The sequence below is a fragment of the Streptomyces glaucosporus genome (genome assembly GCF_039533345.1).
GTDB classification, from domain to species: domain Bacteria; phylum Actinomycetota; class Actinomycetes; order Streptomycetales; family Streptomycetaceae; genus Streptomyces; species Streptomyces glaucosporus.
The window spans coordinates 123223-143895 of the sequence record NZ_BAAATJ010000015.1; the positions used below are offsets into that span (position 1 = coordinate 123223).

17 protein-coding genes are annotated in these 20673 nt (G+C 74.3%); 5 read left to right on the plus strand and 12 right to left on the minus strand.

Annotated elements, in window-relative coordinates; all coding sequences use genetic code 11:
- The first annotated feature begins 121 nt into the window (after window positions 1-121).
- Both ABD358_RS17155 and ABD358_RS17160 read left to right on the plus strand, forming a co-directional pair.
- Window positions 122-1006, plus strand: a complete 885-nt coding sequence (locus ABD358_RS17155) for an SDR family oxidoreductase (protein ID WP_344631911.1) — start codon at window positions 122-124, stop codon at window positions 1004-1006.
- A 115-nt stretch (window positions 1007-1121) separates the two neighbouring features.
- Window positions 1122-1571: an SRPBCC family protein gene (locus ABD358_RS17160; RefSeq protein WP_344631912.1), complete on the plus strand. Its 450-nt coding sequence runs from the start codon at window positions 1122-1124 to the stop codon at window positions 1569-1571.
- 207 nt (window positions 1572-1778) lie between these two features.
- Here the strand turns inward: ABD358_RS17160 and ABD358_RS17165 are convergent, their stop codons facing one another.
- The gene (locus ABD358_RS17165; RefSeq protein WP_344631913.1) at window positions 1779-6275 is read right to left on the minus strand and encodes a cation-translocating P-type ATPase; all 4497 of its coding nucleotides are present in this window, start codon (window positions 6273-6275) and stop codon (window positions 1779-1781) included.
- A 369-nt stretch (window positions 6276-6644) separates the two neighbouring features.
- Here ABD358_RS17165 and ABD358_RS17170 point away from each other — a divergent pair, with 369 nt between their 5' ends.
- Window positions 6645-9221 carry an ATP-dependent Clp protease ATP-binding subunit gene (locus tag ABD358_RS17170; RefSeq protein WP_344631914.1) on the plus strand — a complete coding sequence of 859 codons (2577 nt, stop codon included), beginning with the start codon at window positions 6645-6647 and terminating at the stop codon, window positions 9219-9221.
- A gap of 115 nt (window positions 9222-9336) precedes the next feature.
- Here the strand turns inward: ABD358_RS17170 and ABD358_RS17175 are convergent, their stop codons facing one another.
- The 9 genes from ABD358_RS17175 to ABD358_RS17215 form a co-directional block, all read right to left on the minus strand.
- Window positions 9337-9897: a hemerythrin domain-containing protein gene (locus ABD358_RS17175; RefSeq protein WP_344631915.1), complete on the minus strand. Its 561-nt coding sequence runs from the start codon at window positions 9895-9897 to the stop codon at window positions 9337-9339.
- A gap of 259 nt (window positions 9898-10156) precedes the next feature.
- The gene (locus ABD358_RS17180; protein WP_344631947.1) at window positions 10157-11032 is read right to left on the minus strand and encodes an RNA polymerase sigma factor SigF; all 876 of its coding nucleotides are present in this window, start codon (window positions 11030-11032) and stop codon (window positions 10157-10159) included.
- A 243-nt stretch (window positions 11033-11275) separates the two neighbouring features.
- Entirely contained in the window at window positions 11276-12013 is a 738-nt protein-coding gene (locus ABD358_RS17185; protein WP_344631916.1) for a DedA family protein, read from the minus strand.
- Between the two features lie 197 nt (window positions 12014-12210).
- Window positions 12211-12411 (minus strand): hypothetical protein, encoded by a 201-nt coding sequence (locus ABD358_RS17190; protein ID WP_344631917.1) that lies wholly within the window; start codon window positions 12409-12411, stop codon window positions 12211-12213.
- 142 nt (window positions 12412-12553) lie between these two features.
- Window positions 12554-13612, minus strand: coding sequence for a YihY/virulence factor BrkB family protein (locus ABD358_RS17195; RefSeq protein WP_344631918.1), 1059 nt, complete (start codon window positions 13610-13612; stop codon window positions 12554-12556).
- 101 nt (window positions 13613-13713) lie between these two features.
- Window positions 13714-14376 carry a DUF3618 domain-containing protein gene (locus ABD358_RS17200; protein ID WP_344631919.1) on the minus strand — a complete coding sequence of 221 codons (663 nt, stop codon included), beginning with the start codon at window positions 14374-14376 and terminating at the stop codon, window positions 13714-13716.
- Window positions 14352-14765 (minus strand): phage holin family protein, encoded by a 414-nt coding sequence (locus ABD358_RS17205; RefSeq protein WP_344631920.1) that lies wholly within the window; start codon window positions 14763-14765, stop codon window positions 14352-14354. Before ABD358_RS17205 ends, ABD358_RS17200 begins: the two co-directional genes overlap by 25 nt.
- Window position 14766: 1 nt before the next feature.
- Window positions 14767-15411 carry an ATP synthase subunit B family protein gene (locus ABD358_RS17210; protein WP_344631921.1) on the minus strand — a complete coding sequence of 215 codons (645 nt, stop codon included), beginning with the start codon at window positions 15409-15411 and terminating at the stop codon, window positions 14767-14769.
- A gap of 303 nt (window positions 15412-15714) precedes the next feature.
- Window positions 15715-16536, minus strand: coding sequence for a PRC and DUF2382 domain-containing protein (locus ABD358_RS17215; protein WP_344631922.1), 822 nt, complete (start codon window positions 16534-16536; stop codon window positions 15715-15717).
- Window positions 16537-16746: 210 nt separating this feature from the next.
- Between ABD358_RS17215 and ABD358_RS17220 the strand changes: the two genes are divergently transcribed.
- Window positions 16747-16968, plus strand: coding sequence for a DUF2277 domain-containing protein (locus ABD358_RS17220; RefSeq protein WP_344631923.1), 222 nt, complete (start codon window positions 16747-16749; stop codon window positions 16966-16968).
- A gap of 130 nt (window positions 16969-17098) precedes the next feature.
- Window positions 17099-17518 carry a DoxX family membrane protein gene (locus tag ABD358_RS17225; RefSeq protein WP_344631924.1) on the plus strand — a complete coding sequence of 140 codons (420 nt, stop codon included), beginning with the start codon at window positions 17099-17101 and terminating at the stop codon, window positions 17516-17518.
- A gap of 15 nt (window positions 17519-17533) precedes the next feature.
- Here ABD358_RS17225 and ABD358_RS17230 read toward each other — a convergent pair whose 3' ends face one another.
- Together ABD358_RS17230 and ABD358_RS17235 are read right to left on the minus strand one after the other, a co-directional pair.
- A complete protein-coding gene (locus ABD358_RS17230) occupies window positions 17534-19924 on the minus strand; it encodes an ATP-binding domain-containing protein (RefSeq protein ID WP_344631925.1) in 2391 nt (796 codons plus the stop codon).
- Between the two features lie 174 nt (window positions 19925-20098).
- On the minus strand, window positions 20099-20644 hold the full coding sequence (locus tag ABD358_RS17235) for a DinB family protein (protein WP_344631926.1): 546 nt from the start codon (window positions 20642-20644) through the stop codon (window positions 20099-20101).
- Between the last annotated feature and the right edge of the window lie 29 nt (window positions 20645-20673).

Below are 20673 nucleotides of genomic sequence, written 5' to 3' on the forward strand. Positions count from 1 at the left end.
GTCCCCGTCATTCCGGGGCCGCGCGGCGGACGAGCGGACGGGACCGCCCCGGAACACGCCGGGACGGCCCGGAACACGGCAGACCGCGAGAAGACAGGACGAGAGAAGAGAAGGGACGGACATGAGCGACCGGGAGCAGCAGGACCCCACCACCCGCCACCCGCGGCCGGAGTTCCCCCAGCAGGACCAGCCGCACCCCGGCCTGACCGGGCGGATGGAGCCGGAACCCGACCACGGGGAGTCGTCCTACCGCGGCAGCGGCCGGCTGGAGGACCGCAGGACGGTCATCACCGGCGGCGACTCGGGCATCGGGCGCGCCGTGGCGCTCGCCTTCGCCCGCGAGGGCGCGGACGTGCTGTTCACCTACCTCGCCGAGGAGGAGAAGGACGCCCGGGAGACGGCGCGGCTGGTGGAGGAGGCCGGCCGGAAGGCGGTGCCCCTCCTGTGCGACATCCGCGAGGAGTCCGAGTGCCGCCGCCTGGTGGAGCGGGCCGTGTCGGAGTTCGGCCGCATCGACGTCCTGGTGAACAACGCCGCCTTCCAGATGGCGCAGCCGGAGGGCATCGACGGCATCAGCACCGAGCAGTTCGACCGGACGGTGCGCACCAACCTGTACGGGATGTTCTGGCTGTGCAAGTTCTCCCTGCCGCACATCCCCGCGGGGGGCAGCATCATCAACACCACATCCGTGCAGGGGTACAAGCCCAGCCCCCAGCTCCTCGACTACGCCACCACCAAGGGCGCCATCATCGCCTTCACCCAGGGGCTCGCGCAGAACCTGGCCGAGCGGGGCATCCGGGTGAACGCCGTGGCCCCGGGGCCGGTGTGGACGCCGCTGATCCCGGCGACCATGCCCGACACCTCGGAGTTCGGCAAGCAGTCCCCGCTGGGCCGGCCGGCCCAGCCCGCCGAGATGGCCCCCGCGTACGTCTTCCTGGCGTCCCAGGAGGCGAGTTACATCACGGCCGAGATCGTCAACGCCACCGGGGGCACTCCCCTGCCGTGACGGCCCCGGACCCTCTCCGCCGGCCGCCGCATGGCCGTACTCCTTCCGGGTAGGCGTGAACTGACGGAACAAAACATGACACACCAGTCATCACGACCGAAAGAAGGGATGGCGGATGTCCAAGGTCGAGGAGTCGATCGAGGTACGCGTCCCGGTGCGCACCGCGTACGACCAGTGGACGCAGTTCGAGACCTTCCCGGAGTTCATGGAGGGCGTCGAGCGGGTCGAGCAGAAGACCGACACCCTCACCCACTGGGTGACGAAGGTCGCCGGCGCCAAGCGGGAGTTCGACGCCCGCATCACCGAGCAGATCCCCGACGAGCGGGTGGCGTGGACGACGGTCGAGGGTGAGACCCGGCAGGCGGGGGTGGTCACCTTCCACCGCCTGGACGACGGCCGGACCAAGGTGATGCTCCAGATGGACCACGAGCCCGAGGGCGTGGCCGACACCGTCGGCGACAAGCTCGGCATGGTCCGCCACCGCATCAAGGGCGACCTGAAGCGGTTCAAGGAGTTCATCGAGGAGCGGGGCACGGAGACGGGCGCCTGGCGCGGCCAGGTCTGATCCGGTCCTCGTCCGTCCGGCCGCGGGGCTCCTCACCACTCGGTACGGCCGGACGGCCCACGGGACGGCCCCGGAGCGTGCGACACGCTCCGGGGCCGTCCCTTGTCCGCTCCCTCCGCGCCCGGTCCGTGTCCGGCCGGTGTCCGGGAGGCCGCCCGCCGTGCGCCGCTCCCCCGGCGGGCCGCCGGGAGCCGCCGGGGGCCGTTCTCACCTCTCCGCCGCGGTCTCCCGCGCGTCCTCCGCAGTCTCCCCCGCTCCCTCCGCTTCCTCCGCTTCCTCCGGCGCGTCCGGGAGGATCGACGGCACCGCCAGGCGGCGGACCAGCGGGGTCGCGGCGGCGCCCAGCGCCGTGGCCGTGGTGATCGAGCCGAGGGCGATGCCCCAGCCGACCGGGCCGAGCGGGGTGCAGCCGAAGAACTGGCTGACCCCGGGCGTCTGGATGACGGCCGCCAGGGCCGCCGCCGAGCCGAGCCCGGCCATCAGCACGTTGCGGTCCAGTCCCCCGGTCAGCAGCGTCTGGGCGAGCTGGGTGCCCACCACCGAGGCCAGCGCCACCGTACTGGCACGGCGCCCCCGCCCGGTGAGCCGGGCCGCACCCCAGGCCAGCCCCGCACCGAGCGTGGTGGTGGCGCCGCGCAGCAGCACCTCCCGGGACAGGCCGGCGCCCAGGGACCGCTCCGGCCCCTCCCTCAGCAGCGCCTCCGCGCCCTCCGTCGCCGGTTCGCGCACCGCGATGGCCAGGGCGGGGGCGAGGTCGGTGAGGAGGTTGACGAGCATGATCTGCCGGGCGTTCAGGGGCGAGGCGCCGGTCAGGGAGGCGGCCAGCACGCTGAAGGCCACCTCGCCGAGGTTGCCGCCGAGGAGGATGCCCAGCGCGCCCCGGACCGATCCCCACATCGCGCGGCCCTCCAGCAGCGCGGCGATGATCGTCTCCAGCCGGTCGTCGCTGACCACCAGGTCGGCGGCGGCCGTCGCGGCGGGCGTGCCGCGCCGTCCCAGGGCGATGCCGACGTCCGCCAGGCGGATGGCGGGGGCGTCGTTGGCCCCGTCGCCGGTCATCGCCACCACCTTGCCGATGCGCTGGTACGCCTGGACGATGCGGACCTTGTGGTGCGGGCTGCACCGGGCGATCACGTCCAGGGTGGGCAGCAGCTCGTCGAGCTCCTCGTCGCTCAGCTCGTCGATCTCGGCGCCCGTGCACACCTTCTGGTCGGGGTCCTCGCTGACGGTGGCGGCGATGGCGTCGGCGGTGGCGGGGTGGTCGCCGGTGAGCATCACCGTCTGCACCCCGGCCGCGCGCAGCCGCGCGGTGGCCGGGGCGGCGCTGGAGCGCACCGGGTCGGCGAAGGTGACGAAGCCGAGGAAGGCCAGGCCGGAGACGGCGTCGTCGGTGAGGTCCTCGTCCCGGCCCAGCCGGCGCTCGGCCACGGCCAGCACCCGGCGTCCGGCGCCGGCGAGTTCCTCGGCGACGGCGGTGAGCCGCTTCCTGGCGGCGTCGTCGAGCTCGGTCTCCCCGCCGTTCCCGGCGCGCCGGCGGGTGCAGCGCTCCAGCACGTTCTCGGGCGCCCCCTTGACGCTGAGCAGCGCCCCGCGCGAGGTGCGGCCCGCCGTGGCGTGGTAGGCGCGGGACGGCTCGAACGGCAGGGCGTCGGTGCGCCGCCACTGCGGCGCGCCCTGGCGCACGGCCACCTTCGCGCGCCGCGCCCCGACCACCACCGCGCGGTCGGTCTGGTGCTCCATGGGTTCGGACGCGCGGGCGGGCGGGGTGGCGCGCAGCGCCGCGCCCAGCACCGCCTTGCAGACGGCGTCGAGCCGGTCCGCGGGCAGGTCGCGCTCGCCGTCGCTGACGGTGGCGAGCTGGAGTTCCCCCTCGGTGAGGGTGCCGGTCTTGTCGAAGCACAGCACGTCGGCGCGGCCGAGCGCCTCGATGGTGCGGGGGTTGCGCACCAGGGCGCCGTGGTCGGCCAGCCGCCGGGCGGCGGCGAGCTGGGCGGCGTTGACCAGCAGCGGCAGTCCCTCGGGGACGGAGGCGACGGCCAGGTTGACCGCGGAGGCGAGCGTGTCGGCCAGCCTGCGGCCGTGCAGCAGGCCGGCTCCGGCGACCGCGGCGGCCGAGCCGATCGCCAGCGGCAGGCTGGTCCTGGTCAGCTCGTGCAGCCGGGACTCCACCCCGGTGGCGGGGGCCTTCTGCCGGGCGGTGGCCAGGCTGCGCCCGACCTCGGTGGCCGACCCGGTGGCCACCACCACGGCCACCGCGGTGCCCGCCGAGACCGTGGTGCCCTCGTAGAGCATGGAGCGGCGGTCGGCGATCTGCGCGGCGACCACCGGCGCCGGGTCCTTGGCCACCGGCAGGGACTCGCCGGTCAGCGAGGACTCGTCGACCTCCAGTCCGTCGGCCTGGAGCAGCCGGCAGTCGGCGGGCACCACTTCCTGGGAGCGCAGCACGACCACGTCCCCGGGCACCAGGTCGCCGGCGGCCACCAGGCGCTCGGTCCCGCCCCGCCGGACCCGCGCGCCGATCGCCGAGCGGGCGAACAGCTCCGCCAGGGCCCGGTCGGTCCGCACCCGCTGGACGGCGCCCACCAGGGCGGAGGCGCCGGTGATCCCCGCCACCAGCGCGGCGTCGGTCTGCGACCCCACGGCCGCCGACAGGGCGGCGCCCGCCGCGAGCACCGGGGTGAGGGGGTTGGCCAGCTCCTCGACGAACGCCGCGGGCAGGCTGATGCCCCTCGGCTGCTCGGAGTCCGTCCCCTTCGCCGCCCGGGCCTCGGCCTCCCCCCGCTCCAGGCCCCGGTCCGTGGTGCCCAGGCGCTCCAGGACGCGGTCGGCGGGCATCAGGTGCCAGGGCGTGGTCTCCACCGGCGGGGTCACCGGGCGGGACAGCAGCTGCCGGGCGCGCCAGGTGCCCAGGCAGAACGCCGCGGTACCGGCGGTGGTGTTCGCCGCCGCGCCCCGGGCCGTCGCCTGGAAGGCGGGCGCCTGGAGGGCCGCGATCGCGCCGACGCCGCTGCCGCCCGCGGCCAGGATCCGGCTCTCGCGGTCGACCTGGGCGGCCACGCCCACCGCGTCCACGATCAGCCCCACCGCCTCCAGGTCGGTGCCGGCCAGGACGTGGGCGCCCCACGGCGCCGGCTCGCCGTCCCGGTGCACGCCGATCCCGCAGTCGGCGGCGGCCAGGGCCCGGCGGTCCCCCGACACCAGCAGCACCACCGCGCCGTCCCGCTGCATCGCGCGCACGGACTCCGCGAGGCGCTCGCCGCCGGGGACGACGGTGTCGGCGAAGCCGAACGCCGGCTCGGGCCGGTCGCTGGCGAGGACCACGCGGACTCCCGCGCGCCGGGCGGCCGCCGCCACGGCGTCCGCGCCCGGGGCCTTCTGCCGGGCCAGTCCCGCCACGGCCATCAGGCGCCGGCCCCGGGCCAGGCCCAGGACGCGCTCGCTGCCCTGCTTCCGCAGCCGCCGCGCGGTCTGCGTGCCCTTGCGGCCGGTCAGCTCCAGTTCCTCCAGGGGCCCCAGGACCCAGCCGTCCTCGTCGCGGCGGGTGGCGTCGGGGCTCTCCGGGGCGAAGAGCGCGAAGGTCCGCTCGGCCGCCTCCCGGGGGTCCGTGCCGTCCAGCGGCACCAGGTCGGCCGGCTCGTGGCGGCTGCCGCTCAGTGCCTCCTCGTCCAGCAGGACGGTGTCCATCTGGCCCAGCCGCCGCAGCACGGTCCGGTCCATGACCGTGGCGCCCCGCAGCGCCAGGGCGCGGCCGAGCGTGGTCGCGAAGCCCTCCCGGCCCGCGTCCGGGGCCTTGGGGACGCCGGAGAGCGCCACCGCCAGTCCGCGCCGCGGTCCCGCGAACGGCACCGCGGCCGCACCGGCCGCCGCGCTCACCGCCATGGACCGCTCGGCGTAGCGGTCGGTGGCGTCGCGGGGGGCGGGGCGGGGGCGTTCGGCCTCGATCGGGCCGGCCGCGGCGTCCTCCGGTCCGGCCACCAGCCGGGGTTCCGCCTCCTCCCAGGCCCGGCGGTGCGCGCCCGCCTCGCGCCACTGGGCCAGGCGCTGGACGACGTCGAGCATGAGTCCGCCGCCCCGCGTGGCCACGCCCTGGGCGAGCGCGGAGACCACCGGCAGCAGCGACTCGGAGCGCTCCGGGTCGTGCAGTCCCACGTCGATCAGGTGCCGCAGCCGAGGGTGGCGGATGACGGCCCCGGTGAGCGCGGCCACCTCGGGCGGCAGCGGCGTCCAGGGGGCCAGCCGGTTGACGGTGGACAGCCCCAGTCCCAGCACGTCGGCGGCCAGGGCGGAGACCGACTGGCGGGTGCGCGGGCCCTCGCAGGGGTGGTGCGGCTCCTGGCACCACTCCCCGTGCTCCTCCTCGCAGGGGACCTGGGTCTCGGCGCGTTCCACCAGCGCCACCAGTTCCCGCTCGGGCGGGGGCGGGGAGGCCAGGGCCACCACCACCCGTCCCGAGGGCGCGTTCACCCGGGCCCAGAGCACCCCCGGGTGCTCCTCCAGGTTGCGCTCCACCCGCCGGGCCAGCCGCTCCCCGTCGGAGTTGTTCAGCCCGTGGACGGTGATGTAGCAGCGCCCCGGCCGGGTCCACACCGCCCGCCCGGGCAGTCCGACGAGCCGGCCGGCGAGCCGGCCCGCGGTGCCCACGGCCTCCCGGGCTCCCGCCGTCACTCCGTCCGGCACCAGCCCGATCACGGGGGGAACCGGCACACGCAGACCCGACAGCAACGACATCGACCGTGCCCTTCCGCGAACCGACGAGACGCCCGGCAACTCCGCGGGCCGGGGCCGGGTCCCGGGGCTCGCCGCCCGCACGGGCCTCGCGGTCCCGCCGTCCGGTCCGGGCACGTCCCCCACCGAAGGAGTTACACGCTCCGGATAACCCCTCCCGGGCGGCTCACACCTGCGAAACCCCTCCGGTCCGGGACCGGAGGGGCCACGCGGACATATCGGATCAAGTGGTGGCATCGGTGACGTGTCGTGTCGCTCCGAGCGGGAAACCCGGACGGCGAGACAGACCAGAGGCACCGAGACAGCAGCGTGGCCCGGCCGACGGCCGGGCCAGCGGGATGGACGTATATGACCAGCGGGTACATGGGTCCCGGGAGTTTCGGCCGGGATCCGCTCGGCGAGTTCCTCGCACGCCTCCTGGGCGCCGCCTCGGGCGCGCAGCGGTCCGGTCCCCGGTACTTCGACTTCGTCAGGCTGATGAGCGAACCCGCCCGGCAGCTCGTCTCGTCCGCGGCGTCGTACGCGGCCGAGCACGGCAGCACCGACCTCAACACCGAGCACCTGCTGCGGGCGGCGCTCACCACCGATCCGACCCGCTCCATGGTCTCCCGCGCCGGAGGCGACCCCGACACGATCGTCGCCGAGATCGACCGGCACGCCGGGGGCGGTCCGCCGCGCGCCTCCATCTCCGTCAGTCCCGCCGTCAAGCGCGCCCTGATGGAAGCCCACGACGTCGCCCGGTCCTCGGGCGTGTCCTACATCGGGCCCGAGCACATCCTGGTGGCGCTGGCCGCCAACCGGGACTCCGCGGCCGGACAGATCCTCAACGCCGCCCACTTCGACGCGCGCTCCGGGCTCCCGGAGAGCCACCAGACCGGCCACCAGGGTCCGGGCGAGCCGCAGTCCGCGCCGGGCGGCCGGCCCGGGCGGCCGGCGAGCAGCACGCCGAACCTGGACAAGTACGGCCGGGACCTGACCGAGCTCGCCCGTGACGGCCGCATCGACCCGGTGATCGGCCGCGACGAGCAGATCGAGCAGACCATAGAGATCCTGGCCCGGCGGGGCAAGAACAACCCGGTGCTGATCGGCGAGGCCGGGGTCGGCAAGACCGCCATCGTGGAGGGCCTGGCGCAGCGCATCGCCGACAGCGACGTGCCGGACAACCTGCTGGGCCGCCGCGTCGTCCAGCTCGACATCGGAAGCCTGGTGGCCGGCACCCGCTACCGGGGCGACTTCGAGGAGCGGCTCACCGGCGTCATCGACGAGATCCGCGCCCATTCCGAGGAGCTGATCGTCTTCATCGACGAGCTCCACACCGTCGTGGGCGCCGGCGGCGGCGAGAGCGGCTCGATGGACGCCAGCAACATGCTCAAGCCGCCCCTGGCCCGCGGCGAACTGCACGTCATCGGCGCCACCACGCTGGAGGAGCACCGCCGGCACATCGAGAAGGACGCCGCGCTGGCCCGCCGCTTCCAGCCCGTCCTGGTCCCCGAGCCCACCACGGCCGACGCCGTGGAGATCCTGCGGGGCCTGCGCGACCGGTACGAGGCCCACCACCAGGTCCGCTACAGCGACGAGGCGCTGCTGGCCGCGGTCGAGCTGTCCGACCGCTACCTGACCGACCGTTTCCTCCCCGACAAGGCGATCGACCTGATGGACCAGGCAGGCGCGCGGGTGAGGCTGCGCTCCTCCACCCGCGGCACGGGCGTGCGGGCGCTGGAGCTGGAGGCCGAGCAGCTGCGGCGGGACAAGGACCAGGCCGTCGCCGACGAGGACTACGAGCGGGCGAAGGAGCTGCGCGACCGCCTCGCCGAGGTGGAGAAGGCGATCGGCGAGAAGGACGACGCACAGCCGGTGGTGGGCGACCGCATCGCCGAGGTCGCCGTCGAGGACATCGCCGACATCGTCTCCCGGCAGACCGGGATCCCCGTCAGCACGCTCACCCAGGAGGAGAAGGCCCGCCTGCTGCACCTGGAGGAGCACCTCCACCAGCGGGTCGTCGGCCAGGACGAGGCCGTCTCGGTCGTCGCCGAGGCCGTGCTGCGCTCCCGGGCCGGGCTGGGCAGCCCCGACCGGCCGATCGGCAGCTTCCTCTTCCTGGGCCCCACCGGCGTCGGCAAGACCGAACTCGCCCGCGCCCTGGCGGAGGCGCTGTTCGGCACCGACGACCGGATGGTCCGCCTGGACATGAGCGAGTACCAGGAGCGGCACACCGTCAGCCGGCTGGTGGGCGCCCCGCCCGGGTACGTCGGCCACGAGGAGGCCGGGCAGCTCACCGAGGCGGTGCGCCGCCACCCGTACTCGCTGCTGCTGCTGGACGAGGTGGAGAAGGCCCACCCGGACGTCTTCAACATCCTGCTCCAGGTCCTCGACGACGGGCGGCTGACGGACTCCCAGGGCCGCACGGTCGACTTCACCAACACCGTCATCGTGATGACCAGCAACCTCGGTTCGGAGGCCATCACCGGACGCGGCGGAGCGCTGGGCTTCACCGGCGACGGGGGCGGCGAGGCGGACGAGGCGGCCCGCCGCGAGCGGGTGCTGCGCCCGCTGCGGGAGCACTTCCGGCCGGAGTTCCTCAACCGCATCGACGAGATCGTGGTCTTCCGCCGGCTCTCCGACGAGCAGTTGCGGCGGATCACCGACCTGCTGCTGGACGAGACCCGGCGGCGGGTCCACTCCCAGGGCGTGGAGATCGACTTCACCCCGCAGGCGGTGGAGTGGCTCGCCCGGCACGGCTACCAGCCGGAGTACGGCGCCCGGCCGCTGCGCCGCACCATCCAGCGGGAGGTGGACAATCCGCTGTCGCGGATGCTGCTCGGCGGGGAGCTGGGGCCGCACACCCGGGTGCGGGTCGACACGTCGGACGGCACCCTGGTCTTCCACACGGACACGGCGGCCGACGCCGCGGCGGCGGAGGCGTAGTGTCCGGGTGTCCGCGGCGGCCCGGCGGCCGCCGGCGCCGGTGACCGGTGCCGGCGCCCGCCGGGCGCGGGAAGGCTGCGGCGAGGCCGGGGCCCCGGCCCCTGCCGCCGGGGGCTCAGCCCTTGCCGCGGCCGGTGAGGGCGTCGCGCAGCCGGTCGACCATGCCCGCGCCCCGGTCCATGATCTTGTTCGCCGGAGGGGTGTCCGGCGCGGCGGGGTGGGGGCGGGTGGGGGCCGTCTTCTTGGCCGTGCGCGCCTTCTCGCCGAGTTCGTTCAGCTGCTCGGCGGTCGCCGCCCGGCGCAGCCGCGGGAAGAGGTTGTCCTCCTCGTCCTGGACGTGGGTGCGGATCTCCACCATCAACTGGCCGACCAGCCGGTCGAATTCGGGATCGTCCGCGCCCAGGCCCTCCATGTCCTTCATGATCCGCTCGGCCGTGGCGTGGTCGTCGAGCTCCTTGTCGGCGACCTCGTCGCCGTCCGGCAGGAAGTCGCGCACCGCCGGGTACAGGTACTGCTCCTCGGCGACGGCGTGCCGCACCAGTTCCCTGACGGCCTCGTCCGCGTACTCCTTGCGCCGTTCGTCTCCCGCCGGCAGCGCCTCGATCCTTCCGAAGAGCTCCTCGACCTCCCGGTGGTCGGTGGTCAGCTCGTGGATGATGTCTCCGCCGTGTCCCATGGGGCCGCACGTTCCTTTCACTCGCCCGCTGTCCTGCCGTGTCCGCCCGGCGGGCGGACACGGCAACGTGTTCCCGGGGTCCCGGCCCCCAACCCGCCCGTCCCCCGGCCGGAACCGCCCTTCGCGCGGACGGCGCACGGGACTCCGGGGCATCCCGGCATGCCGACGCGGGGCCACGGCCCCCGGCCCTGACCCCGCGTCGGCACACGGCCCGCCTCCGGCGGCCGCGTCCCGTCGGCGTCCTTCCGACGCCTTCCCGCTACTTCTGCGCCAGCATGCCCTCCCGCAGCCGCGCCAGGGCCCGGCTCAGCAGACGGGAGACGTGCATCTGCGAGATGCCCAGCTCGGCCCCGATCTCCGACTGGGTCATGTCGCCGCCGAAACGCATCCGGAGGATGCGGCGGTCCCGTTCGTCGAGCTGCTCCATCAGCGGCTTGAGGGCCTGGAGGTTCTCCACCTTCTCCAGCGCGGGGTCGACGTCCCCGAGCTGGTCGGCCAGCGGGGTGTCCTTGCCGTCGTCCCCCACGGGGAGGTCGAGGGAGCCGGCCACGTAGCCGTTGCTGGCCACCTGTCCCTCGATGACCTCCTCCACCGACACGCCCATGAACTCGGCCAGTTCCTCGGTGGTGGCCGAGCGGCCCAGCCGGCGGCTCAGTTCCTCGTTGGCCCGGGCCAGCTCGATGCGCAGCTCCTGGAGGCGGCGCGGAACGCGCACGGCCCAGCTGGTGTCCCGGAAGAAGCGCTTGATCTCCCCCACGATGTAGGGGACGGCGAACGAGGTGAACTCCACCTCCCGGTCCAGGTCGAACCGGTCGATGGCCTTGATCAGACCGATGGTGCCCACCTGCACGATGTCGTCCATCGGCTCGGCCCGGTGGCGGAAACGGGACGCGACGTAGTTGACCAGGGTGAGGTTGAGCTCGATGAGGGTGTTGCGCGCGTACTGGTACTCGTGCGTGCCCTCCTCCAGCTCTCTCAGGCGCTCGAAGAACAGCTTGGACAGCTGTCGGGCGTCACGGGGCGCGACCTTGCCCGCGTCCTCGATTCTCGGCAGATCAGGGGAGGCCTTCTCCTGCTCCTGGTCCGGCAAGGCGTCACCGTTCGTCAGCTGAACCTCCGGGCTCAGGCTACGCATCATGCCCTCCTCTTTTGACCTGTCATGTGCAGCACGGCGCGTACCCGGACCCGAATGGCTCACACGTCCGTCCGGGTGAGGTTTTACCGGCGGGCGACACGATGTCCGTTTACCGCCCCGGGAGAAAATGAGCATATAGGATTTATCCCCCCGACTGCGGGCCGGCGGACGGCGGGCACACGGCGCCCACGACGGGAGAACCCGGACATGCCGGCCTTCGGGCACCCGGACGGCGAGCGCGGTTCAGCCCCGGGTGCGGCGCCCGCGCTCCCGGGCCGGAGACGCCCCTCCGTCCGCCGGGGCGGCGACCTCCGCCCCGGTCTCGGTGAGGACCGGAGCCCCCGCGGCCCCGGTCACACGGGAACGGCCCCGGGCGCGCAGGTACTCGACGGCGATCGGGAGCACCGACAGCAGCACGATGCCGACCAGGATCGCCTCGATGTTCTCGTGGACCGCCCGCACCTGCCCCAGCGCCGCCCCGAGCAGTGTCACCCCGGCGCCCCACAGCACGCCGCCGACGACGTTGAAGACCAGGAAGGAGCGGTAGCGCATCCGGCTGACACCGGCGACGATCGGCGTGAAGGTCCGCACGATCGGCACGAAGCGGGCCAGCACCAGCGACTTGGGGCCGTGCTCCTCGAAGAACCGGTGGGCCCTCTCCACGTTCTCCCGCCTGAAGAAGCGGGAGTCGGGCCGGCCGAAGAGGGCGGGGCCGACCTTCCGGCCGAACGTGTAGCCGACCTGGTCCCCGAGGACGGCGGCGGCGACCACCAGCACGCAGACCAGCCACAGCGGGTGGTGGAGGTAGCGGTCCGCGGCGACCAGCAGGCCGGCGGTGAACAGCAGCGAGTCGCCGGGCAGGAAGAAGCCGAAGAACAGCCCGGACTCGGCGAAGACGATGCAGAGGATGCCGATCAGTCCGAACGTCTGGATGAGGTGCTCCGGGTCCAGCCAGCCGGGACCGAGCGCGAGGTTCGTCACGTGGAAGGTGCTCCTGGAACACGGACATGCGTCCGGGGCGGAGCCGCGGGCGCATGCACCGCCCGGGCGTCACGGCACCGGGTGGCGCCGGCGGCTCCAACCTACAACGCGGCCGGCGCGGGACCGGCCGGCCGCGACACGGCGGCGCCGCCCACGGAGCACGGTGGGCGGCGCCGCCGGACGGGCCCGGAACCGGGCTAGGGAAGGTACCTCTCGACCGCGGCGGCCCCCTTCTCCTCCAGCTCCCGCCGGGCCCTCTCCACCCGTTCCGGCGTGACGTCGCGCCCCGACAGCATGACCAGGTCCTCCGGGTCCACCGGCTGGTCGCCACCGCTGCGCAGCTGCACCTGCCGCCGCGGCGCGGCGGAGGACTCGTCCTTGTCGCGTTCACCCTTCACAGCGAGCCTCCTCTGCTCCGTTCGGCCCCGAGGGCGGGACCGCCTGCTGCCTGCGTACCCTTGCACACCGGGATGATTCACCCGAAAGCCGTAATCCTGGCCCGAGTTCCCCCGGTTCCCTCCGGCTCCTCCGGCTCGGTGCTCACCGGTCGGCGTCCCGGCCCGGGTCCGTCCGCCGGGCGCTCCCCTCCCCCTCCTCGTCGTCGCGGGCCCCTCCGTCGTCCGGATACCCCGGAGGGAAGGTGCGGGTGTCGCGCGGCTCGACGTAGGGCTCCTCGTCGGCCGGGCGGCCGGCCTGGATGGCCCGCCCACGCTGCATCTCGGCGTCGAACTCCTGGCCGAGGAGGATCACGATGTTGGAGATCCACATCCAGACGAGGAAGACGATCACGCCGGCCAGGCTGCCGTACGTCTTGTTGTAGCTGCCGAAGTTGGCGACGTAGAAGGCGAAGCCGGCCGACGCCGCGACCCACAGCAGGACGGCCAGGAGGCTGCCGGGGGTGACCCAGCGGAAACCGCCCTGCCTGGCGTTGGGCGCCGCCCAGTACAGCAGCGCGATCATCAGGCTGACCAGGACCGCCAGCGCCGGCCACTTGGCGATGTTCCACACGCTCACCGCCGTGCCGCCCAGGCCGACCAGGTCGCCGGCCCGCCGGGCCAGGTCGCCGGTGAGGACGACCGCGAACGAGCTCAGGGCCAGCATCACCAGCAGGACGAGCGTGACGCCCACCCGGACCGGCAGCTTCTTCCAGATCGGCCGCCCCTCCTCGATGTCGTAGACGGCGTTGGAGGCGCGCATGAAGGCCGCGACGTAGCCGGAGGCGGACCACAGCGCCACCGCGACACCGATGACCAGCGCGATCCCCGCGCCGCCCTGGTTGCCCTGGAGCTGCTCCAGCATGCTCAGCAGGATGGCGCGCACGGGTCCGGGCGTCAGACTGCCGATGTTGTCGGCCAGGGGCTGGATGGCGGACCGGCCGATCACTCCCAGGACCGACACCAGCGCCAGCAGCGCGGGGAAGATCGACAGGATCCCGTAGTAGGTGAGGGACGCCGCCCAGTCGGTGAGGTTGTCGTCCCTGAACTCGGCGACCGTGCGCTTCAGCACGCCCTTCCAGGACTTCTTCGGCAGGTCGCTCAGCTCGTCCGGGGTGCGTCCGGACTCCTCCGCCAGGCCCTGCCGGGTCTTGTGCTTGCTCATGGTGGCACCTCGCCGGGACCCCGGGCGGGCCGCCCTCGCGGGCGGCCCTCCGGGCGTCCCGGACCGTCGGGCGGGCAGTCCGCGGGATGGCCGGTGGGGCGTCAGTGCGCCGAACCGGGGCCCTGGCGGCGGGCCTCGCCCTTGACGGTCTGCCCGGACTGCTGCGCCTGCCCCTTGACCTGCTGGGCCTGTCCCCGGGCCTCCTCGGCGGTGGCGCGGGCGGCATCGGCGGCGGTCCCCTTGACCTGTTCGGCGGCCTGCTGCGCGGTGCGCGCGGCGTCCTCCTTCAGGCGTCCGGCCGACTCCATCGCGGCGCCCTTGACGGGCTCGGCCATGTCACCCGCCTTCTCGGCCAGCCGGCCCATGGCCTCCTCCTCGGTCCGCGAGCTGCGCATCATCGAGGCGGCCAGCGCTCCGGCGCCGAAGGCGATCATTCCGGCGGCCAGCGGGTTGCCCTGGGTCTTGCGGGCGGCGTGCTGGGGCGCCGCCTTCACCGCCCCGCCCGCCTGCCCGGCGCCCGCGCGGGCCTTCTCCGCGGTCTGCCCGGCGGTCTCGCGCACCGAGTCCGCGGTGTGCCGCGCGCTGTCGGAGGTGGTTCCCATGACTCGCTCCCGTACTCCGGTCATCCTGTCCCGCATCCGCTCCGTGCGGCGGCGGACGGCGTGGCGGGGGTTGGCGTGCTCGGCCAGCCTGGTCACGTCCTGGGAGAGCTCCTCCCGGGTCGTGTCGATCTGCGCCCTCAGCGTGTCGGGTGACGTGCCCATTCAGCGTCCTCCTTGAGCGTTTGAACCGTGCGTTCCGGCTTGGGGGAGACCTCGCGCATACGGGAGCGGCCCTTCATGTAGAGCACGAGGGCCGGCACCGCCCACAGGACGGTGACGATGAGGGCCGCCCAGCCCCAGTCCATGACGTTGGCCAGCGCGAAGACGAGGGCCAGCGAGGCGAACAGCGCCGTCATGTACCCGGCGAACCCGGCGCCGCCGTACATGCCGGCGGCCTTGCCGGCCTTGGTGGCCTCCTCGCGGACCTCGGCCTTGGCCAGTTCGATCTCCTGGCGGAGCAGCTTCTGGGCATCCGACGTGACCGCGGACAGCAGTTCGCCGATCGAGGCGTCCTCCCGTTCACGGCCCGGCCGTTCGGTGGTGTACGCCATCTCAGCCCACCTCCGGCCGCCGGGAGGCGTCCGTGCCGTCGTACGGGGGTTCGGTGTAGGTCGGCACCGGCCCCGGGCCCATCGACCGGAGCTCTCCGCCGCCGGCGGTCACCGGCATCCTGGAGGACGACGAGTAGTGGCCCCCGTCCGCGCCGTCGGGTCCCTGGTGGCCGGCCTTGGTGCCAGCCTTGGCCATGCGGCCCACGGCGAACCCGGCCAGCGCGGCCCCGACGAGGAAGGCGCCCGGGCGGCGGCGCGCGAACGTCTCCACGCCTTCCAGCAGCCCGCCCGCGCCCCGGTTCTCCAGGAGGTCGGCGGCACGGCGTCCGCCGTCGGCGGCCTGGGCGGCCAGGCTCTTCACCGGGGAGTCGGACCGGGCGCTCTCCGCCATGCCCGACAGCTCGTCGGCCCACTGGCGTATGGTGTCGGCCGTCTTCTTGGTCTGCGTCTCCGCTTCCTGGGCGGCTCGCTCCTTCAGGTGGCCCGCCATGTCCATCGCCTGGCGACGGGCCTCGCCGGTCACCGTGTGCGCCTGCTCCTTGGCGCTGCCGGCCACGGTGCCGGCGGCCTCCTTCGCCCGGTCGGCCGTGGCCCGGGTCTCCTCCTTCGCGGCCTGGCCCGTCTGCCGGGCGGGGCTGCTGCTCACGTTCGGAGATTCACTCACCGGTGCCTCCTGTTGGTCTGTGGGCTCTGCCTTTCGAGGCATATATGCACATTGCCTTACATCGGCCGGAGTACCCGAGGTTTGGCGCAACAATCACGCACCGCACCATTTGCCCACCCCGGCGGGTCCGGCCGGGGCGGGACGGCCGGACGCCGCGGAAGACGGCGGAGGGAACGGCCGGGAGACGGGCGGACGGGCGGGCAGGACGCGGCGGAGGGCCCGCCCGGAGAGCGGGAGCTCCGGGCGGGCCCCGGCCGGGCCGGCACCGGGGGCCGGTGCGGCCGGTCAGCGGCGCCGGCGCTTGTCGTCCTTGGAGACCTCCTCCTCTTCGATGCGCTCCTTGCGCACCTCCCCTTGCACGGTCTCCTCCTCGGTGCGCTCGTCGGTGGTCAGGCGCACCCGCTCCACGGGACGGACCTCCGTCTCGACCACCGGACGCTCCTCGTGGAGCGTCACCTCGTGCTCGGACTCGGTGATCTCCGGGCCCTTCATGGCCTCGTCGATGTTCTCCTCGGTGATGGGCTCCCGCTCGACGCGGACCTCCTCGTGCCGCACGGGCACGGTCCGCTGGACGTTCTCGGTGACCACGTACTTGCGCAGCCGCGCCTTCCCGGTGGGGTGACGCTCGACGCCGACGCGCATCTCCTCCTCGGAACGCGTCATCGCCTCGCCGCGGCCCGTCCCGCCCGTTCCGGCGCGGGTGCCGGTCCGCCCCGCCGTGCCGGTCCGCCCCGCCGTGCCGGTCTGCTTCGCCGTGCCGGTCCGGCCGGCGGTCTCCCGGCCGTAGGTGCTCCAGTCCATGCCGTAGTACTCGTACAGCCTCCGCTCCTCCTGCTCCGAGAGGTGGCCCTGCTCGACATCGACATGAGGGGCGTCCTTGACCTGGTCCTTGGTGTAGGGGACCTCCAGGTGGTCCTCCACCAAGGCGGCGTCGTGGATCGGCACGAAGGTCTCGCTGGTGCCGAACAGCCCTGTGCGGACGCTGGCCCACTCCGGCTCGCCCGTGACGTCATCGAGGAAGATGTGCCCGGCCTCCCCGATCTTCTTCCCCTCGGGGTCGTAGACCTGGTGGTCCAGCACCGCGGGGATCTGCTCCCTGGTGATCATGAGGATCTCCTCGTCGACGGTTCCTCCTGGTCCACGCGGCGGGTACCCCCGAAAGGTGGATAAAACATAACCAAACAGACAAGCGGTGTTCAGGGTTCCGCCCGGCCCCGCGGGCGCCCGGAAACCGGTGAGAGCCGATGTCGCCGGCCCGCGCCACCCGGTCCGGCCGTTCGCCCCCTCGGCCCGCGCCTTCCGCGTCACACTGGGGGCATGTGCCGCAGCATCAAGACACTCCGACCGCCCATGACTCCGGAGACGACCGACGAGGACATCCGGGCGGCCGCCCTCCAGTACGTCCGCAAGGTGTCGGGCTTCCGCACCCCCGCCGCCCACAACCGCGCCGCGTTCGAGCGGGCCGTCGAGGCTGTGGCCGAGGCGACGCGGCAGCTCCTCGGCGACCTCGAGGTGCGCGGCCGGAGCCGGGCGGAGTAGCGCTCCTCCCGGCCCCGGGCGCGGGCGCGGGCGGGGACTGTTTCCCCCCGGAAGGGGAACTGTCCCCTCCGCCCTTCCCGACAGACCGCCGGCCGAGGTCCCGGCCGGACGTGCCGACACGGAGGTACCGATGGAGTTCCTGGTGTTCCTCGGCCGCGTCCTGTTCGCCCTCCTCTTCCTGAGCGCGGCGGTGGGACACCTCCTGGGCTCCCGGCAGATGGCCGGGTACGCCGCCTTCATGGGCGTGCCCGCCTCCCGGGCGGCGACGGTCGCCGGCGGCGTCCTGCTGCTCCTGGGAGGGCTGAGCGTGCTCCTGGGGGTCTGGCCGGACCTCGGGGCCCTGCTGCTGGCCGTCTTCCTGGTGCCCACCGCCTTCGTGATGCACCCCTTCTGGAAGAGGGGCGACCCGATCGTCCGCCAGCAGACGACGACCAGTTTCCTCAAGGACCTCTCCCTGGCCGGTGCCGCGCTGATGACGGCGGGGTTCTTCGCCCGCTGCGGCGACGACCTCGGCCTGACCTTCACCGGCCCGCTGTTCTCGCCGGGCTGACGGCGGGCCGGCGTCTCACCGGCCCGCCCCCGTGTCCGCCCGGCCGTCCCTCCGGCCGCCCGCCCGGCCGTCTCTCCGGCGGGGGCGCAGACCGGCGAGCACGGCCGGCAGCCCGCCCGTGTGCACCACCCCCAGCCGCCGGGTGGCCCGGGTGAGGGCGACGTACAGGTCGTTCGGTCCGCGCGGTGTGTCCGCCGCGATGCGCTCCGGCTCCACCACCAGGACCGAGTCGAACTCCAGGCCCTTGGCCCGCGCGGGGTCGAGCACCACCACCGGGCTCTCCAACCGCGCGTCCCCGCCCGTCTCCGCCCCCGGCACGGCCTCCGCGACCGCACGGCCCAGCTCCTCCAGACGGCCGGCCGGGACGATCACCCCCAGCCGCCCCTCCCCCACCGCGGCGGCCTCCTCGGCGGCCAGGGCGGCCAGGGCCGCCGGCAGGTCGCCGGGCGCCACACGCGTCCGCCACGGCCGGGTCCCGGTGGAGCGCACCGCGCGCGGAGGGTCGCACGGCACGCCGAACGCGGCCGGCACCCCGGCTGCGACCTCGGCGATCTCGGCGGGGGTGCGGTAGTTGACCTCCAGCCGCTCCAGCCTCCAGCGGTCCCCCACGTACGGTTCGAGCACCTCCTGCCAGGAGGAGGCGCCCGCCGGGGAGCCGGTCTGGGCGATGTCCCCGACCAGCGTCATCGAGCGGCTCGGGCAGCGCCGCATCAGCAGCCGCCAGTCCATGGCCGACAGCTCTTGTGCCTCGTCCACGACCACATGCCCGAAGGCCCAGGTGCGGTCGGCCGCCGCGCGCTCGGCAGGGGTGCGGTGGTCCGCCTCCCGCTGACGCTCGGCCAGCCGCCGCGCGTCGAGCAGGTCGTGGGCGGAGAGGACCTCCGCCTCCTCCTCGCAGTCCGCGTCGGTGGAGCGGGAGCCGTAGGAGATGTCCAGCGCCTCCTGGGCGAGGGCGACCCGGCGGCGGTGCTCGGCCTCGGCCGCGGCGCGGGCGGCCCGGTCGTCCTCCCCCAGCAGTTCGGCCGCCTCGTCCAGCAGCGGGACGTCCGCCGGCGTCCACGGGCTTCCGGGGTCGCGCAGCAGCAGGGCGCGCTCGGCGGGCGTGAGGCCGGGCGCCGCGGAGGCCAGCCGTCCGGGCGAGGCGTACAGGTCGGTCAGCAGGCGCTGCGGGGTGAGCGGCGGCCACAGCTCGTCGATCGCCGCGCGCACGCCGGGGTCCTCGCGCAGCTCCCGGCGGATGTCCTCGACGTCGTCCTCGTCGAAGAGGACGACGGGCTCCTTTGCGGGACCGCCGGTCTCCTCGGCGGGGAGGCCGTCGAGCACGGAGGCCGTGACCTGCTCGGCGATCCGCCGGGCGAGGAGGTCTGTCACGAGCCGGACGAACAGCGGCCTGGCCGGGTTGTGCGGCAGTCCGGTGGCGCGGGCGCGGTCCCGCGCCCACCGGCAGGCGTCCCGCTCCAGCCGGACGGTTCCGCCGTCGTGGACGACCTCCAGTCCGCCGTCGGGCACCTCCTGCCGGTCCCGTACGGCGGCGGCCACGACCTCGGCCATGACCGCGCGCCCCTTGACCTCGGCCGCCCCGGGCGGCTCGGCGCCGTCCGCAGTGACCCCGGGGTACAGCTCCGCGACGGTCGCCGGCAGCACGCTGGTCTCGCCGAGGGAGGGCAGCACCTCGCCGACGTAGCGCAGGAAGAGCGGGTTGGGGCCGACGAGCAGCACCACGCTCCGCTCCAGCCGCTCCCGGTGGGTGTAGAGCAGGTAGGCGGCCCGGTGCAGGGCGACGGCGGTCTTCCCGGTGCCGGGGCCGCCCTGGACGACCAGCACCCCGGCGCGGGGCGCGCGGACGACCCGGTCCTGTTCTGCCTGGATGGTCTCCACGATGTCGGCCATCCGCCCGGTGCGGTCGGCGTCGAGGGCCGCCAGCAGGGCGGCCTCGCCCGTCAGCTCCCCGGTGGCTCCGTCAGCCGCGTCCGGGGCGAGCAGTTCGTCCTGGACCCCGGTCACCGTCCGGCCGCCGGTCCGGATGTGCCGGCGCCGCCGGACGCCCTGGGGGGAGATTCCGGTGGCGGTGTAGAAAGGGCGCGCGGCGGGCGCCCGCCAGTCGATCAGCAGCGGTTCCCGGTCCGCGTCTTCGTCGAGCATTCCCAGACGCCCGACATAACGCCGCCCGCCGTCGGCCATGTCGAGCCGCCCGAAACACAGACCGTTCTCGGCGGCGTCCAGGCGGGTGATCCTCTCCCGGCACCGGGCGGCCGTCACATCCCTTTCCAGGAGGGCCTGGTGGCCGGTCCCGGACTGCGAAAGGGCCTGTGCGAGCCGGTCGGCCTCCTCTTTCCGGAGTTCGTCGAGACGGCGGTAGAGGCGGGTGACGTAACGCTGTTCGGCGTCGATTTCCTGCCTTGACAAAAAGGCCCTCCATTCGCTAGAATATGTATGTGCGGAGTTTTTCGAGATGAATTCCCGAAACCACCAATCTAGCGAAAAGCCGCCGCTTTTCTCAAGGCTTTTCCCCTCCTCTCCCGCCGTTTCCCCCTCCCCCTCCCCCTCTCCCTCCGTCTCCGGCGCGAGGGCGCGGGCGGGTCACCGGCCGGTGGTGCCGTCGATCCGCTCGCGGAGAATGTCGGCGTGGCCGGCGTGCCGGGCGGTCTCCTCGATCATGTGCACCAGGATCCAGCGCATCGTCGGCGGCGGGGTCTCGCGGAGCGACCGGACGCCCGGCCGGTCCAGGCTCCCGCACTCCGCGACGATCCGGTTCGAGCGCCCGGCGGCCTCCCGGTAGGCGGCGAGGAGGGCGTCGGCCGTCTCGCCGGGCGCGGGGGGCGCCTCGTCGTCCAGCAGCTCGCCCTCCCCGGCGTACGCCCAGGCGAACCAGTTGTGCTCGACCGCCGTCAGGTGCTTGACCAGGCCCAGGAGGCTGGTTCCGGAGGGCACCCCGGGAGCGCGGGCCGCCTCGCCCGGCACTCCGGCTGCCTTGGCCGCGACGGCGTCCCGCAGGTAGTCGAGGAAGGCCGACAGGGTCGTCCGCTCGTCGGCGTCGATGCCCGGCGGCCGTACGTCGCCGCGCGGCGCGCCGCCCGCCGTTTCCGCCGTGCTCGCCGTGCCCGTCGTGTCCGCCGCATCGGTCATGCCGCGACCCTACGCACCCGGCCCGGCCC

Bases quoted from the DNA above. Each gene is read 5' to 3' on its own strand.
- ABD358_RS17180 (WP_344631947.1), bottom strand. From the start codon at position 11,032: ATGCGTAGCCTGAGCCCGGAGGTTCAGCTGACGAACGGTGACGCCTTG.
- ABD358_RS17205 (WP_344631920.1), bottom strand. From the start codon at position 14,765: ATGGCGTACACCACCGAACGGCCGGGCCGTGAACGGGAGGACGCCTCG.
- ABD358_RS17155 (WP_344631911.1), top strand. From the start codon at position 122: ATGAGCGACCGGGAGCAGCAGGACCCCACCACCCGCCACCCGCGGCCG.
- ABD358_RS17160 (WP_344631912.1), top strand. From the start codon at position 1,122: ATGTCCAAGGTCGAGGAGTCGATCGAGGTACGCGTCCCGGTGCGCACC.
- ABD358_RS17235 (WP_344631926.1), bottom strand. From the start codon at position 20,644: ATGACCGATGCGGCGGACACGACGGGCACGGCGAGCACGGCGGAAACG.
- ABD358_RS17225 (WP_344631924.1), top strand. From the start codon at position 17,099: ATGGAGTTCCTGGTGTTCCTCGGCCGCGTCCTGTTCGCCCTCCTCTTC.
- ABD358_RS17215 (WP_344631922.1), bottom strand. From the start codon at position 16,536: ATGATCACCAGGGAGCAGATCCCCGCGGTGCTGGACCACCAGGTCTAC.
- ABD358_RS17170 (WP_344631914.1), top strand. From the start codon at position 6,645: ATGACCAGCGGGTACATGGGTCCCGGGAGTTTCGGCCGGGATCCGCTC.
- ABD358_RS17220 (WP_344631923.1), top strand. From the start codon at position 16,747: ATGTGCCGCAGCATCAAGACACTCCGACCGCCCATGACTCCGGAGACG.
- ABD358_RS17200 (WP_344631919.1), bottom strand. From the start codon at position 14,376: ATGGGCACGTCACCCGACACGCTGAGGGCGCAGATCGACACGACCCGG.
- ABD358_RS17175 (WP_344631915.1), bottom strand. From the start codon at position 9,897: ATGGGACACGGCGGAGACATCATCCACGAGCTGACCACCGACCACCGG.
- ABD358_RS17195 (WP_344631918.1), bottom strand. From the start codon at position 13,612: ATGAGCAAGCACAAGACCCGGCAGGGCCTGGCGGAGGAGTCCGGACGC.